General features: G+C 52.7%; 15 protein-coding genes and 1 other RNA gene. 3 read left to right on the forward strand and 13 right to left on the reverse strand.

The features are described 5' to 3' along the window. Positions 1–20: 20 nt before the first annotated feature. From E0765_RS03830 to E0765_RS03850, 5 genes are read right to left on the reverse strand one after another with little or no spacing between them, the layout of a single operon-like run. Positions 21–3,641, reverse strand: a complete 3,621-nt coding sequence (locus E0765_RS03830; RefSeq protein WP_165921654.1) for a CHASE domain-containing protein — start codon at positions 3,639–3,641, stop codon at positions 21–23. 41 nt (positions 3,642–3,682) lie between these two features. Continuing rightward, positions 3,683–4,579, reverse strand: coding sequence for a phosphatase (locus tag E0765_RS03835; RefSeq protein WP_132811902.1), 897 nt, complete (start codon positions 4,577–4,579; stop codon positions 3,683–3,685). Beyond that, entirely contained in the window at positions 4,576–6,705 is a 2,130-nt protein-coding gene (locus tag E0765_RS03840; RefSeq protein ID WP_132811903.1) for a hypothetical protein, read from the reverse strand. The genes E0765_RS03835 and E0765_RS03840 overlap by 4 nt, the downstream gene beginning before the upstream one ends. A gap of 13 nt (positions 6,706–6,718) precedes the next feature. Then, complete coding sequence (ilvA, locus tag E0765_RS03845; RefSeq protein ID WP_132811904.1) at positions 6,719–7,930, reverse strand: threonine ammonia-lyase; 1,212 nt, start codon at positions 7,928–7,930, stop codon at positions 6,719–6,721. 9 nt (positions 7,931–7,939) lie between these two features. Beyond that, complete coding sequence (locus E0765_RS03850) at positions 7,940–8,371, reverse strand: CoA-binding protein (RefSeq protein WP_132811905.1); 432 nt, start codon at positions 8,369–8,371, stop codon at positions 7,940–7,942. A 145-nt stretch (positions 8,372–8,516) separates the two neighbouring features. On the opposite strand from E0765_RS03850, the gene E0765_RS03855 reads away from it, so the two are divergent. From E0765_RS03855 to E0765_RS03865, 3 genes are all read left to right on the forward strand, one after another. Further along, positions 8,517–9,005, forward strand: a complete 489-nt coding sequence (locus E0765_RS03855) for a PAS domain-containing protein (RefSeq protein WP_132811906.1) — start codon at positions 8,517–8,519, stop codon at positions 9,003–9,005. Then, positions 8,980–10,404, forward strand: a complete 1,425-nt coding sequence (locus tag E0765_RS12795; protein WP_132811907.1) for a methyl-accepting chemotaxis protein — start codon at positions 8,980–8,982, stop codon at positions 10,402–10,404. Before E0765_RS03855 ends, E0765_RS12795 begins: the two co-directional genes overlap by 26 nt. A 101-nt stretch (positions 10,405–10,505) precedes the next feature. Then, complete coding sequence (locus tag E0765_RS03865; RefSeq protein WP_132811908.1) at positions 10,506–11,696, forward strand: EAL domain-containing protein; 1,191 nt, start codon at positions 10,506–10,508, stop codon at positions 11,694–11,696. Positions 11,697–11,706: 10 nt separating this feature from the next. Here the strand turns inward: E0765_RS03865 and E0765_RS03870 are convergent, their stop codons facing one another. The 8 genes from E0765_RS03870 to E0765_RS03905 all read right to left on the reverse strand — a co-directional run bounded on the left by E0765_RS03870 (position 11,707) and on the right by E0765_RS03905 (position 15,925). Then, complete coding sequence (locus E0765_RS03870) at positions 11,707–12,063, reverse strand: nucleotide pyrophosphohydrolase (RefSeq protein ID WP_132811909.1); 357 nt, start codon at positions 12,061–12,063, stop codon at positions 11,707–11,709. Positions 12,064–12,189: 126 nt separating this feature from the next. Continuing rightward, the gene (locus tag E0765_RS03875) at positions 12,190–12,468 is read right to left on the reverse strand and encodes a hypothetical protein (RefSeq protein WP_223175666.1); all 279 of its coding nucleotides are present in this window, start codon (positions 12,466–12,468) and stop codon (positions 12,190–12,192) included. Between the two features lie 36 nt (positions 12,469–12,504). Then, positions 12,505–12,789 carry a type II toxin-antitoxin system RelE/ParE family toxin gene (locus E0765_RS03880; protein ID WP_132811910.1) on the reverse strand — a complete coding sequence of 95 codons (285 nt, stop codon included), beginning with the start codon at positions 12,787–12,789 and terminating at the stop codon, positions 12,505–12,507. Then, a complete protein-coding gene (locus E0765_RS03885) occupies positions 12,790–13,014 on the reverse strand; it encodes a hypothetical protein (RefSeq protein WP_132811911.1) in 225 nt (74 codons plus the stop codon). It abuts the gene before it with no gap. Between the two features lie 58 nt (positions 13,015–13,072). Then, an RNA gene (gene rnpB, locus E0765_RS03890) (RNase P RNA component class A) lies at positions 13,073–13,401 on the reverse strand. A gap of 39 nt (positions 13,402–13,440) precedes the next feature. Beyond that, a complete protein-coding gene (locus E0765_RS03895) occupies positions 13,441–14,733 on the reverse strand; it encodes a sensor domain-containing diguanylate cyclase (RefSeq protein ID WP_165921655.1) in 1,293 nt (430 codons plus the stop codon). Positions 14,734–14,942: 209 nt separating this feature from the next. Next, entirely contained in the window at positions 14,943–15,239 is a 297-nt protein-coding gene (locus E0765_RS03900) for a DUF2018 family protein (protein ID WP_132811913.1), read from the reverse strand. A 119-nt stretch (positions 15,240–15,358) separates the two neighbouring features. Continuing rightward, entirely contained in the window at positions 15,359–15,925 is a 567-nt protein-coding gene (locus E0765_RS03905) for a 2-oxoacid:acceptor oxidoreductase family protein (protein WP_132811914.1), read from the reverse strand. Positions 15,926–15,937: the final 12 nt, after the last annotated feature.

The raw sequence follows: 15,937 nt of genomic DNA on the forward strand, positions 1-15,937 counted from the left end.
CGGGCGTTTGTCTGTCGAATTCACACTTTCCACCCTTGCATGATCTCATATGCCCTTTGCAGTTCGAAATTGTCCATTGCGTCTCTCCACTCCTCGAGCTCGTTTTTATCGACCCGGCCCTTGAGTGCATCGGCCAAGGAGCGCTGTTCGTCCGGCGAAACCAGGTTTCTTTCTTTAAGGGAATCGCTGATTTTAGCAAACAGAACGTTAAACGTTTCGGTGTCCATCGACGAAGCAACGGGATCGGCAACACTGTTTTGCAGGTATAGGCGAATCCGCTCGCGCAAAACAGCCATGGCATCTTGCAAGGCGTCGGCGTCGGCATCCGCCGTATTTTCGGAGCGTTTGTATTTGGCGTCGATGCGGGTGCAAACGCCGCACAGTGCTTCGGCACCGATATTGCCGCTGACTCCTTTGAGGGCATGGATGCCCGCCCGGGCCTCCCAGTCGTTATGTCGGATCTTTTCACCCAGATCGACAAATTCCCCCTCGAGCTGAGCCAGAAACATCGACAAAAGCTGCTGTATCCGCTCTGCTTTTCCACTCGAAACGGTCTGCAGATACTCCTCATCCAAAACCGATTCGTCCTCCGAAACCTTTTTGTATAGCCGCTCGGCCGACGACGAGACTCCCTCGGATGCCCGGCTCCATTTGGCGATCGTGGCATACAGATCGTTCATGTCGATCGGTTTGCCCAAATGGTCGTTCATACCCGCTTCCAGGACTTTTTCACGGTCCTCGATCATCGCCGCGGCGGTCAGAGCGATAATCGGGATCTGTGCATCGTATTGCCGGATGATCCCCGTCGCTTCGTACCCGCTCATGATCGGCATCTGAAGATCCATCAGCAGCAGATCGTAACGGTGCGGATCGGAAAGGAAAAGTTCGACCGCTTCTTTTCCGTTTCGGGCAATGGTAGGGACTATTCCGACCCTGCCGAGCATCATCGTCACCACTTCCTGGTTGAGCAGGTTGTCCTCTGCCAGCAGCACGTGCAATCCGCCCAATTCCGAAAGATTTCGTTTTTCATGCGTAGATGCCAAACCAAGCTCTAGAGGCGCTTCACGTTCTGCAATCAAGGTAGTTTCACGCTCCCATGCCGTTACCGCGACATCGATATCGAACGAAAAGGTCGATCCCGCCCCTTTGCGGCTCTCTACGCTCAGATCGCCTCCCATCGCATTGACCAGGCGTCTGGAAATCGTCAGGCCAAGCCCCGTTCCCCCGTATTTTCGGGTGATCGAAGTATCCGCCTGGCTGAAGGGGATGAAGAGTTTGGCGATATGCGATTCGTTCATTCCTATCCCCGTGTCAGCGACGCTGAAACGGATCAGAGCCCGATCTCCCCGCCGTTCCAGCAATGAAATATTCAAAGACACTTTTCCTTTGTGGGTAAATTTCAAAGCGTTGCTCAATAGGTTCGTCAAAATCTGATCCAGTCTGAGTTCATCGCCGACGATGATCCCCGGAACGTTTTCCTCCATCCCGAAATCAAGCGTTATCCCCTGCTCTTCGGCACGCTGTGCGAATATCGCGTTAAGTTGGGACAAGACGTTTTCGAGGGCAAAACTTTTTTCTTCCAGTTCAAGCTTGTCGGCCTCGATTTTCGAATAATCCAGAATATCGTTGATGATTTCCAGCAACATTTTCGACGAACGGTAGATTTTTTGGATACAGTCGCGCTGTTTGGGGTTCAGATCGCTGTCAAACATCAGCTGGCTGAGTCCCAGTACCGCATTCATCGGGGTGCGTATCTCATGGCTCATGTTGGCGAGGAACTGGCTTTTGGCGATGTTGGCGGTTTCGGCCTGCTCTTTGGCCACCATCAGTTCGGCTTCGACCCTTTTGCGTTCGGTGATATCGTAGCCGAATCCGATGTATTCGACGCACTCGCCGTTCGCATCCGAACGGATCAGAGAATTCCAGGCAATAATCCTCTCTTCACCGTCTTTTCGGGTCAACGCCATCTCGTAATCGCGCACGTCGGCATGGGTGGAGAGTTTGTGCAGCAGCGATTCGATGTGGGCATACGATTCGCCCGGATGAAACGTTTCCCACCAGTTTCTGCCGATCAGTTCCGCGGCGCTGTAACCGCTTATCCGTTCCCCCGCCGGATTGACGAAATTGCACGTTCCGTCCGGCGCGAGCCCTACGACGAAGATCGGGGTCTCCTTGATAATATTGGCCGAATAGTCCCGTTCGGCTTTCAGCGACTCTTCCATCTCCCTGCGCTCGGTGATATCGGCATGCGACCCGACCATGCGCGCCGGACGTCCGTGACGATCCCGTGCCACAATGATCCCGCGATCGAATATCCACTTGTAGGTGCCGTCTTTGCACATGACCCGGTGTTCGTTCGTATAGACTTCGGTTTTGCCGTCAAGATGCAGCTGCAAATCTTTATAAACGCGGTCGATATCGCCCGGATGAACCCGTTTTTCCCATTCAAAAAGATTGTTTGAAATCTCCTCGTCGCGAAAACCGAGCATCTCTTTCCACCGTTTGGAGAAAAAAACTTCGTTGGTCTCCATATTCCAGTCCCAGATCCCGTCACCCGATCCCTCAAGTACATAACGCAGACGTTCCTCGGATATCGAAAGTTTCGCGGTAATCTTCTCGGCCAGCTGCTGGGCCTTTTCCTTGGTACGGATGAGAGAACGGATGACGGCAAAGAGGGTAAACGACAATAGCGTCCCCAGCAGCAACACCAGCCACGGAAAGCTCGTCTGCGCCTCCTGGACGAAACCGTGCAACGGCCTGTAACGCAAGGTCCATACCCTTCCGTCGATGTCGATCCGTTTTTCAATGCTGGGAGCATCTTTCACGACCGAGCCCATATTCCGGGAAAGCAGCAGATTCGCTTGGGTCGGGGCACCGTCGTAAATTTCAAATGCAAGATCCCTGTAACGTTCCCCCAAAACGCCGCGCATCAGGTCTTTGACCCGGAACGGTGCATAGATGAATCCCTGCAATGCCGCCAGTCTCTGAGCCTTTGTTTCCAGACGCGCCCCTTTGGCGTACACCGGAACATACATCAAAAAACCGGCCTGTTCGTCGATCTGGTTCTCCTGCATCAGGCGCACTTTTCCGCTTGCCGCCGCAACCCCGCTTTCCGCTGCGCGGACCATTGCTTGCCGGCGTGTTTTTTCCGAAAACATGTCATACCCGATCGCCCGGCGGTTGCGTTCGTCCAGCGGCTCGAGATAGACGATGGCGGTATACGATTCCCGTTTGCCCGCCGGACGAAGGGCGTAGTCGACGAATCCTTCCTTACGCATCGCCGCTTCGTGCCGTTTAAGCTCGAAAGGATCGATCACGGCGGCGTAGCCCAACCCCTGAATCCCCGGAAAAGAACGCTCGATTCGAAGCATGTCGACAAACGTACGCCATTCACTCCGTTCAACCTTATCCGACGCGCTGTAAAGCCCCGCCCCGGCATACAAAATATGACGGTAAGCATCCATTCGCGTCGTGATCAGCAGGGTCGCTTGTTTGGTCACCGTTTCGAAACGGAGCCGTTCTTTCTCTTTGGCATTCTCCTGCTCGTATCGAAAAGCCGCAATGCTTAATGCGATTCCCGCGACCAGAATGGCATAGGCCAGCGTTTTTTTGTTGAGTATCATTTCCCATACCGGCTTCATACCGACACCTCGCATTACGGAACTGGGTTTATTATACACCTTCAAAGCGCAGATGTATCCGATTTTCGGTTGAAATAATCAAGCGCGATCCCCTCGCGCAAACCGTCGTCTACGACAATCGCTTCTTCATGTCCGAGTGCTTCGTACAATGCCGTCACCATCAATATCCCGGCAATGATAAGGTTTTCCCTCCCTACCCCGACATAGCGCGTGCGACGATCTTCGTCCATTGCGAGCAGCTCATCGTAAGCGCGGTAACATTCGCGGAGGGAAAGAACGTAGCCGTTGATCCTCGCAGGATCATAGGTTTCATAATCCATACCGTTGACGTAGGCCGCGATCGTCGTCGGGGTTCCGGCCGTCAGTACCAACGTTCCTGAGGGGTCGGGAAATGCATTGCGGACGCACGCGGCGAATTCGGCGATTTTTTCACCGAGCTCGGCTGCGCGGCGAACACTCTCGGAGAGGGTTACGATCCCTTTTTCGATGCTGAGCGCATTACTTTTGCCCCCTTCGACGCGTATCAGTTCGGTCGATCCTCCGCCGATGTCGGCGAGTACGAACGCCTCGGCACCGATCCCCAGTTTTTTCAGACGGTATTGCACCGCCAGAAGCGTCAACGACGCTTCCCTCATCGGATCGATAATCTCGAACCGGAGCCCGGATTCGCGTTCGATCCGCGCAAGCACATCCGAAGCGTTGCGGGCGCGGCGCATGGCGGCGGTGGTATAGGCGACGATGCTACGGTTTTCCCATTCCAGCCGTTCCCGCGCTTCGGCGATGGCCTCGACGATCCGCCGCTGTGCGTTTTCGCCGATGAGGCCGCTTTCATTCAATCCCTCGGCGGTACGGACGATTTTTTCAAAACTCCGCCCCCACTCGTATCCGTCAAACTCCACAAAACGGATCGTGTTCGACCCCAGATCGATCGCGATCATGCATTCACCGTTATGTCGTCAACCCGTACCAGAGGGCTCCAGGTCTCCAGCGATCCTTGGGGAAGGTCGTTCAGTACGAGTTCACTTTTGTAGGCTCTGAGAAAGTCTTCGTAGACTCCTTCGATCCCCTCTTCGACACCGAAAAACCTGACGTATTGGCGGATACCGTTTTCAATCGCTTTTTGCGGGGCTTTGGCAGCAATCTTGTGTTCGAGCTGGACGCAGTACGCCTGCTGCATCACGATACCGATGGCGGCATGTTTGTCCCGGACGGTCCGATAGGCTTCGAGTGCCGCGAGCGTTGCGTGCGGATCTCCAAGAGCCGCCGGGTGCTGCGCTTCATCCACCGCTTTGTTCCACATCTCCTCAAGTTCCTGCGCCTCGGGGGTATCGTAGAGGAACGGAAACTGGCTCAGGTACGAAAAAGCGTTTACCATGTTCTGGGTATGGACCGCATTCCAGAAAAGATGTTTGATGCGGATCGTATCGGCCATTTTCTGCATTTCGTAAGCGTAATCGGGGAAATAGACCAGCACCTCACACCCTTTTTGGGCAGTAGCGTAGTCGCCCGCATCGTACGCTTTGTTCGCCTGGATGTAAAGCCTGTCGGCGTACTCCATGACGGCCGTATACTCGGCGAATTCCTTGAGAAACGGATGACGTTTGACCAGGTCGTGGAAACGGACGTAATCGGCCTGGCGTATCACCTGTTTGAAATAATCGTACATTTTCCGTTTTTCGAACAGCTGCTGGATCAGAACCGTTTTCGCCGAAATCCCCCGATACGGGGAGAGTACGGCGCGCGCCTGCTCTTCTCCGTTCGGGGTCATAATCAGCTCCTGAGCCTTGGTAAACGCTTTCTGCCACCGAAGTTCCATACTGCGGTACGGTTCGGAATCCTGAAACGCCGGATACTGCGTGGCGAGCGAATACGCCAGTGCATACCGCTCTTCGAGAACGTTTTTCTTGAACAGGGTGTATTTTTCGTAGTCGCGCAGCAGCTGGTTGATAAACGCGTTTTTGCCCGGTATCGAACTGAAAATGTCGAGAAGTTCTTTGGCCTTGTCGCGTTCGCTGTTTTCGAGGAAAGTACGCGCTTTATTGACCGCATCGTCCCATATCCGTTCGGCCGTTTCGTAAGCCTTGGAATAGCCCAGCATCGGGTTGATCTCCAGCGCATCGTAAAACGCTTTGAAACGGCGTTCCCTCAGCATCTGCACGTACTCTTCCTCATCTCCGAAAAGCGAATAAACCCGAACGTTTCCTTCCGCCGTCCCGACGGCGAGGCGGTAAGGATCGGTCATAAACGCCAGCGACGTCACCGCTTCGCTCTCTTTGACGTATCGCTGGGTCAGGGCGTCTTGACGGAGAGTATCGTAAAGGCCTACGTATCCAAGCTTGGTCCCGACGAAAACAAAACGCCCGTCCGGACTGGTACACATCGCGGTAACCTCGTCGTTCATCTTCTGGAACCGCTTGATCACCTGGGCATTGTGCATGTCCCACAGGACGATCGATCCCTCTTTTTCGACTGAGAGCAGCCGCCCTTCGGACAGGAATACGATCCTCACGATGGGACTGTTATGCCCTCGCAGCTTGATGGGTTGCTTCATGATACCCAGATTCAGAACCTGGATGCTGCGGTCGTAGCTTCCCGTCGCGATCCATTGCCCCTTTGGGTTAAAAGCCACCGTAGTGACGTAATCGGCATGCGGCGGCATCACAAACGCAAGCCGCCCCGTTTTGATAACCCACACGTACGCTTTGCCGTCTTGTCCGCAGGTAACGCAATAGCGGTTTTTAGGGTCGATGGCGACGCTTTCGACCTCTCCTTTGTGACGGCCGAACTTGTTGACGAGAGCTTTGGCGGGGATGTTGAAAAGAGCGGCCTGGTTCGTCCCCGGAACGACCGAAAACGAATATTCGCCGTTCATCGAGATGTCGACATGCGATCCGAAGATGCGTTCATGCTGTATATTCGTTTTGAAACCGCCCAGAAGGGCGTAGGTTTCGGCCGAAGCGATACGAAGCGAGTTTTGGGCATCGATCATGCCCAAATTGCCGTCGGAGAGGGTTTTAAGCAGGAGTATGGGCTGTTTAATATTAAATAATTTTAAAATCTCCATACCCCGCTACCTCCTAATGCTCTTCACTGCTGAGATAGCGGTATTCCTTGAGCATCGATCGGATGTTTTCCTGGTGCTCTTTCCCTTTGGTTTCGAGGTGGATCGTGACGTTCGCATCTCCGTACGCGAGAGTCGTCGAGGTTCGGTCGTAGGCGATATGGACGATATTCGCGTTCAGCGACTGGAGCATTTCGGTCAGTTGCATCAGCGCCCCGGGTTTGTCGACGAGGGTGACGGTCACTTTCATTTTCCGTCCCGATTTGATGAGACCTTTTTCGATAATGACCGAGAGCAGCGTGACATCCATGTTTCCGCCGCTCAGAACGGTCCCCACTTTTTTCCCGTTGAGCTCGGGAAGTTTGCCGTGCAGCAATGCTGCGACACCGGCCGCCCCGGCTCCTTCGACGACCAGTTTCTGACGTTCGAGCAGGAACAAGATCGCATTGGCGATCTCTTCGTCATCGACCGTAACGATCTGATCCACCGTTTCCAGGATATGCCCCAGTGTCACTTCGGACGTGTCGCGCACGGCAATCCCGTCGGCAATAGTACGCACCGCGGTGCTGTCGATCGCTTTTTTGGCGTCAAACGACTCTTTCATCGCTGGAGCCCCCTGCGCGCTCACCCCGATCACCCGTATGCGCGGGTCGAGCGCCTTGATTGCCGACGCCATCCCCGAGATGAGTCCGCCGCCGCCGACGGGGATCACGACCGCGTCCAGATCGGCGATCGTTCCGATCATCTCCAGCGCGATGGTTCCCTGCCCGGCCATGACCGCCTCGTCCGCGAATGGGTGGACGAAAACCATGCCGTGCTCGCGGCCGTAGGTCGAAGCGTAGGCATAGGCTTCGTCGTAATTGCTCCCCGCAAGGATAACTTCCGCACCGTAATAGCGTACCCCGTTGATCTTGGTAAGCGGGGTCGACTCGGGCATGACGATCAGGGCGCGGATTCCGAATATCTGCGCCGCCATGGCGACGCCCTGAGCATGGTTCCCAGCGCTGGCGGCGATGACGCCGCGGGAGCGTTCTTCATCGCTCAGGGTCGCGATTTTGTTGTAGGCGCCTCGGATCTTGAATGCACCGGTGACCTGAAGGTTCTCTTTTTTGAGATAAATTTCGCATCCGCTCTCTTCGCTGAGTCTGGGGGCGTACGCAAACGGGGTTTCAACAACGGTTCCCTGGATCCGCCGGGCGGCTTCGTGGATAGTGGCTAAATCGATCAATGGTTCCCTTTAGGCGTGGATCATGCGGTGCTCGACCATCGAGCAGTGGTTTTGCACCACTTTCATCCCCGCATTGCGCGCTTTTTGCGCGGCATCGTTATTGACGATCCCTTTCTGGGCCCAGAACACTTTGACATCGCCGCGTTTGATGCACTCGTCGGCAACCGCGTCCAGGGCATCGGGTTTACGGAAGATATTGACCATATCGACCGCGCAGGGGATCTCGGCGAGCGAACGGTATACCTTTTCTCCCAAAATGGTCTCTTCTTTCGGATAGACGGGGATGATCGTATATCCGGCGTTTTTGAGATACTCGGCAACGCGGTAGCTGTCTTTGGTCGAATCGGGAGAGAGTCCCAGAACCGCGATCGTTTTGACGTCCTCTAAAATCGCTTTGATTTCGTCATTGGTTGCATTGACGGTGGGAAATTGGCATTCCATATCGTATCCTCGGCACATATAGTTAGTTTCCCATTATACCAAAATCCGTGCATGACGCGCTAGCGATGTCCGCTTCGCCCCGGCGTTTGCCACGCAATTGCAACAGTATTTGCGGATAATTTCGCATCCACAATCAGGAGCAGCCATGTCAGGACAGGAACTGACCTTCGGTGAGCACGAATTCATCGTCTCCAAAACAGATACTTCGGGGAAAATCGTCTACGGTAACGAACTTTTCATCAAAATGTCGGGGTATACCGAGCATGAACTTCTGGGTGCACCCCATAACATTCTGCGTCACCCCGATATGCCCGCTACCGTATATAAATACCTCTGGCAGACAATCCGGAAAAAAGAGGAGGTATTCGCCTACGTCGTCAACCGAACCAAAAACGGCGACTATTACTGGGTAATGGCCCACGTCACCGCCAGCCTGGACGAAAACGGCATCGTCATCGGTTATCACTCGGTCCGTCGCAAACCTTCCGCGCAGGCCGTCGCCACCATCAAACCGCTCTACCGAAGCCTCCTCGAAGCCGAACGCAAGGGAAGCATTGCGGCGGGTGAAGCGCTGCTCAAATCGACATTACAACAACACAAGGTCTCGTATGACGAATTTGTCCTCTCTCTCTAAACTCCAATATCTCAACATCATCTCGATTGCCGTTTTCTCGGTTGCGCTCGTTTTTGAGATCGTCACGATGGGTTTCGACTGGATACGGGTGCTCAATCTGCTCAATTTTGCCATCGCCTGGGCAATATTCGTCAATATCCGAAAGGTTCAGTCCACGATCCATACCGTCGCCGATGTTATGAAAGAGATCGAACAAGGACACATGGAGACGCGGATCACGAACATCGACGACCACGGCGAGCTCAGAACGCTGTGCTGGAACACCAACAACATGATCGACCAGCTCGAAGTCTATCTGCGCGACACCGACGCGGTCATCGACGCCATCAGCCGCGACCGCTACTACCGCACCGTACAGAGTTCGGGGCTCAAAGGCTCCCTGCGCCGATCCGCCGAGAGCATCAACCAAAACGTGATCAAAATGCGCAACAGCCACGAAGCGCTCAAACTCTTCGACCTTGATGCCAAACTTGCCGAAATCAGCCGTTCGACGGGGGGGCTCGACGTCATCCAGCAAGACCTTGCCACCACCATCGAGCGCCTCTCGGACATCGCCAAACTCTCGCTTGCCACCGCGGAGCTCTCCACACAGACCGTCGGCGAAGTCGAAAACGTCTCGTCCGATCTGTGTTCCCTCACCGACCTCGTTCAACGCTCCAACGACGCGATCATCGCCCTGGGAACGCGGGCCAACGACATCAACTCGGTCGTCAACCTGATCAAAGACATCGCCGACCAGACTAACCTCCTCGCCCTCAATGCCGCCATCGAAGCCGCACGTGCCGGCGAACACGGACGGGGTTTCGCGGTTGTCGCCGATGAGGTCCGAAAACTGGCCGAACGGACCCAGAAAGCGACGGGAGAGATCTCGATCGCGATCCAGACCCTCCAGCAAGACACCCATGACCTCGAGACGAGCTCCGCCTCGATGAACGACATCGCGATCCAATCGAACGCGATGATGCAGACCTTTTCCGAAACAATCCTCCGTTTTAACGAAAACGCCCGGACAACCGCCGATCTGGTCGGAAACATCGAGCTTACCTCTTTTGTCACCCTTGCCAAAATCGACCACATCCTCTTTAAAGGGCGCACCTACGATTCGGTTTATACCCGTAAGGCCGCGGGGACGTTCTTCGACCACCACAGCTGCCGGTTCGGTAAATGGTACGAAGGGGAGGTAGGACGCTCCAAATTCGGACGATTCCCGTCGTTCGGACGGCTCGACCAGCCGCATAAAGAGGTCCATACCAACGCCCTGCGGATCCTCGAATTCCTCACCGACGTCGACACGATCGGCGACAACAAAACCGAAATCATCGAGCGGTTCGCCAACATGGAAGAGTCCTCGCGCGAACTCTTCGTCCTGATGGATACAATGCTCAAAGAAGCATCATAATCGGGGGCAAACTGCCTTTTTTTTAATCATCTTTTCACCGTTTCGCATCCGCGAACGGTGTATCATCTCATCCCTGCAATGATATTCGCACAAGGAGAGGGATGGTAACGGTACGACAGATGATCGACGAACGCCGTTTCATCATCCATTTTCAGCCCATCCTCTCGGTGCGTGGACGCACTTTTTTCGGAGTAGAGGCCCTCATTCGCGGCGTTTCGGCCGACGGAACGCCGATTTCCCCCGCCATGCTCTTCGAGCGGGCCGACGCCGAGGGCCTCGGGATGGAGCTCGACCGCCTCGCCCGGCATCTTGCCATCGAATCGTTTCACCCCCTTTGGGAACGCAACAAACGGCTGCTGCTCTTCGTCAACTTCGAATCCAAGCTCATCGATTCGTACGAACCGGGGTCATATCTCTTCGACGGGCTGCTTAAACGCCACGGCATCCCCTTTAGCAACATCGTATTGGAAATCAAGGAAGACGAGATCGGCGATACCGCCAGACTCGAAGCCTTCTGCACCCACTACCGCAATCTCGGGTTCAACATTGCGCTCGACGACTTCGGCGTCGGACGCTCAAGTTTCGACCGCCTTGCGGTGGTCCGCCCCGACATTATAAAAATCGACCGTTCCCTGATCGCGGGAATCGATGGGGACCATATCCATCGTGAAATCGTCCATGCCATCTGCCGTATGAGCACCAACATCGGTGCGATTGCGCTCGCCGAAGGGGTCGAAACCCCCGAAGAGGCCGCCTATGCCAAATACGCCGGGGCGACACTGATACAGGGCTTCTGGACTGCCCGTCCCACTCCCGATCCCGTCTGCGAGAATTTCCCGCTCAAAATCGATGCGATCAAGACCCGCTGCGACCGTCTCCAGAACGACCGCCGCGCCCATACCGAATCACTGCGGGAACAGGCCGAATCGCTCTGCGAAAGCTTTTGCGAAACCTTCTCCTCGCCCGAAGAGCTGATCGGATGGCACGAAGCGTTCGAACCGCTGCTGTCGGACGTCTCGAACATAGAGGCCCTCTACCTCATCAACACCTCGGCCAAACAGATCGGTCCCACCCTGCTGAGGGGAAAAACCCGCTCATTTTTCGAACCCGCCGAACACGGCAGCGACCATTCGCGCAAAGAATATTTCGTCCGTACCCTCGATTCGAAAAACGGCTACCACCTCACGGCCAATTACGTCTCGCTGGCCACCGGAAACCTCTGCTGCACCTGCGCCGTTAAAATCGAAATCGCCGACAGGACATACGTCCTGTGCATGGATTTTATCCGCTAAGAGTTCTCTCTTATTCCCTTTTTGCAAGAAAAAGCCGTTTTTTATCCATCCCCTTGACCCTGTCGATGGGGTATTTGGCTTCGTTTTTCGCCATTTTATCCACGATTGCCGCTTCCAGATCGATTTCGAGCTTCATGCACAGCCGTATCAAGTAGACGGCGATATCGGCGATCTCCTCTTGGGTATGCTCTCTCACCTCGTCCGGCAGGTTCTGAGACTCTTCTTCGCTCAGCCATTGGAAGATTTCATTCAGCTCCCCTACTTCACCACTCAAAGCCATAACGAGGTTTTTAGGGCTATGGTGTTTTTCCCAGCCGCGTTCGGAGGAGAAACGGGTGATGATGGATTGGATGTGTTCAAGGTTCATGGAGATATCCGTCAAAATAATATGCGGATATTATGACGTACTAATATTATATGTAGGAAAAGGATTATACGAAAAATTTTTAGGGAGGAACAACTTTGGAGATTATATTGCAATAATCGCGTTCAATTACGAACGTCTGCCATCAGTTTCCTTAGCTATGCCCTTAAACGGGGTGCCATCGGATTTAATATCTATGAATCTGCCAGTAATAGTATCACGCTTTACCCACATCTCAATTCTTGGATTATATATTTGCATACGATCATCTACACTACCTCTACGGTATCCGTTGCCAGTATTTTTAGCCATTGTATCACCTTCTTTCCCAAAGTATATTTTGTTCCTAAACAAAATAATATCTTTTTCTAGATGAGCTATTTTTAGAAGCAAAAAAGAGCTTTCCACTAGATATAGACTTTTCATGTAATAAAAATCAAGAGGCTACTTTTCAAAAGCTCTTTGTCTAAATACCGTCAATATGTGTACATTGTTCCGAACAACATGAAAAACGATGGTATAACCTTTATAGATCAGATCTCTGGTCATTTCATTATCCGCATAATAGCTTTTTCGACATCGTAACGGCATATCCGATAACGCTGAAATAGCATTCTCAAGCTCACGGACAAAACGGTCTGCTTTTGTTTTGGAATCTTTGGAAGCGATAAAAGTATGTATAGAGAAAAGGTCTTGCAGAGCTTCAGGCTCAACAATTATAGAGTACATTTACGAACGAACCACTTTTTCGATGGCAGTCGATAAATCAACACCTTCATTTTTATGGAGGTTGTTGATCGCGCGCTCAACTTTGCTTTTAGCTTCTTCGAACGAAATTGCGGGATATTCATCACTCTCTTCGATAATTTCGATCTTATCTTTCGGCAAAATCTCCAATAATCCCATTAGTTTATCATAAATCGCGTCATGGATGGTCAGTCGAACGGTATGCATTCTCGTATCCTCCGTTATATCTTTTTACATTGTAGCATTGATTGATAAAAAGCAATAGAAAGCAGGTACAACGTAAGCCGGGTTCTGGATGAAGCGATAATTAATCTACTGCCATGATCGCTCATGGCCTCTAGCGAAACAATAGCGATGTAGGACGCTAACCATCTGTTTCTTGCTGCGCGGTTGGGTTTACATAGCTCCTCTGGTTGCCCAAAGGACTGGTGGGCTCTTACCCCGCCGTTTCACCCTCACCTCTTTCGAGGCGGTCTACTCTCTGTTGCACTGTCCCTCACGTTACCGTGGCCATCCGTTAGATGGAACCGTGTCCTACGGCAGCCCGGACTTTACCTCTTGAGCTGTGACTCAAGCTATCGCCTGTTGTACCTGGGCGCATTATAGGCTAATTTCGATTAGGCGTGCCTAAGATCATTCGCTCACACTCTGATTGCGCCCGTTTTCCTTGGCACGGTAGAGGTATCCGTCGGCCCGTTTAAACAGTTCCTTCGTCCCCTCCCCCTTTTGCATCTGGGCTATCCCGAACGAGCAGGTGATTTTCCGATCCCGGACCTGCAGGCAGTTCTGCACCGACTGGCGTATCCGCTCGGCTACCCCGCGGGCGGTCGCGAGGTCGGTTCCAGGCAGGAGGATGATAAACTCTTCCCCTCCCCACCGCGCGCATACGTCGCTGCTGCGGGTACAGGTACGGAGTATTCCCGCAAAACGGACGATCACGTCGTCCCCTTCGTAGTGCCCGTAAGTGTCGTTGATCGATTTGAAATGGTCGATGTCGGCGAGGATCACCGAGAGGGCTTCGGTTTTGGCCACCGCGTTGAAATGGAGGTTGCGGAAAATGGTATCAAGTTCGCGGCGGTTGTAGAGTCCGGTGAGGGGATCGACCTTGGCCAGTTCGTCGGCGGTGATGTCGTTGCGAAACGCCATGTACTCCGTTATCTCTCCTCCTTCATCGTAGACCGGGACGATCCGCGTTTTGGTAATGAAGGTACTCCCGTTTTTTCGTACGTTAGCGAGACTGCCATTCCAGATTTCCCCTGCGGTGATCGTCTCCCACAGTTCGCGATAGATATCGGGATCCGATTCGGGATGACGGAGGATCGCGTGGGTTTTGCCGATCAATTCCTCTTTCTCGTAGCCGCTGAGCTTGCAAAACGCTTCGGTGGTTTCCAGGATGACCCCGTCGGTTCCCGTCCGTGAATAAAGGACGTTTTCTTGGATGATGCGGTTGCGAAAATCAAGTTCGACTTCACTCGCGCATTTCATCTCGCTGTAGATCGACAGTACCCCGTAGAGGTTGTGATCAAGAACCATCATGACGTTATGGGCGTGCTTTTTCATCTCAAAGACACCGCACTCTTCCAGAAACTGCACCAGCACGTTTTTCAGTGCCGTACAGCTCATGAAAACGTCTTCGACGGTGAGGCCCATTTCGTAAAATTCATTGATGATGGAGCGCATGACGGGACAGTCGCCGGGCTGACGGTCCCCGTTGAGGACTTTGAGAAAATTGTTCATCACGCCCGTCGCGATTTTGTTGCGGTATTCCTCGAGCGTATACCCCAACGTATCGACGATGTTCCCCAGCACGGGGTAATCCAGCCATTTTTGGAGAATATGTTCGCGTTGTTCTTCGAAAAAGTCCACAAGACCCGTATCGTAGCGTAATGCATCGACAACGGAATTCATGTGGGGAAATTCGCGCATCATCGTCCTTTCAAAACAGAGTCGGGATTATTCGAAACGGTTATTTTGTTATATTCTATTTGATTATAACTTTATTCAAACTAAAAAAACTAAAAAGTGTTCGGAGCTGCTAAGAAAGTATCACTTGCAAAAGAGGATAAAACGGGTGCAGAAAAAGGATGAAACACGGCCCGCACAAGTGTGCGCGACCGGCAGGAAATCGGGGGAAATCAATCGGAGATTTTATAAATAAGTCGTCCCGCATATTCCATGTAAAGGCTTTTTTTATGATTTTCGATTTCAGACTGGTTCATGATCGCGTAGGACTCTACGATGCGATCAAGTTCCTCTTCCCCGTGCTGCTGCATCAGCATCTTTTCCATGACGGCGATTTTGGTCATGATTTCGTCAAAATCGTAGCGGTACAAATCTTCGCTCACCTGTGTGGCGATATCCCAATATTTGGATTGCGGAGAGCCACCGAAAATATCGTCTTCGTCTTCAAATAATACATCGTATTTCGACATGTTTATCTCCTGTTCATAGTTATCGTAGAGTAGCGAATCGTTGATTAATCGCAGTTAGATATTGTAGGATAGATTGATTTTTTTAAGAGAAAGTGGAGATTTCCGCCGAAGCGGAAACGTTACGACGCTTTTTTAGCCATTGCCTCAAGCGCGTATTTTTTACCGAGGTCGTACGCTTTGTTGTTGACATCGTGTACTTTTGCCGGTACTTTCGAGAGCATAACGCCGCGCAGAAGTTCGTCGTCCAATGCTTTCATGTAAGTGTTTGCAATCGCCAACGCTACGACCGACTGGGTAATAACGTTACCGATTTCGTCTTTTGCGATCGTAATGATGGGGATCTCCACGATGTTCCATTTTTTACGGTCTTCTTCGGTCGGGTGAACCAGGTTCGGCTCGATAACAATCGTTCCGCCCGGAGTTACCCCGTTTTTGAACAGGTTATAGCTCGCCTGAGCAACCGAGAGCATGAAATCGATCTCGCCGTCGTTTGCGTACGGATAGAAGATCTCTTCGTCATCGAGCGTGATGTCAACGACAGTCGGACCGCCGCGAACCTGCGAGGTATAGGTAGCGGTTTTAAGACCGTGTCCCCCCTCTTTGATTTTTGCCGCAGCGAAAATTTCTCCCGCAAGAAGAACACCCTGTCCGCCGACACCGGTAAATCTCATTAATGTTCTAGCCATGTGTCTTTCTCC

The organism is Sulfuricurvum sp. IAE1 (assembly GCF_004347735.1).
GTDB lineage: Bacteria > Campylobacterota > Campylobacteria > Campylobacterales > Sulfurimonadaceae > Sulfuricurvum.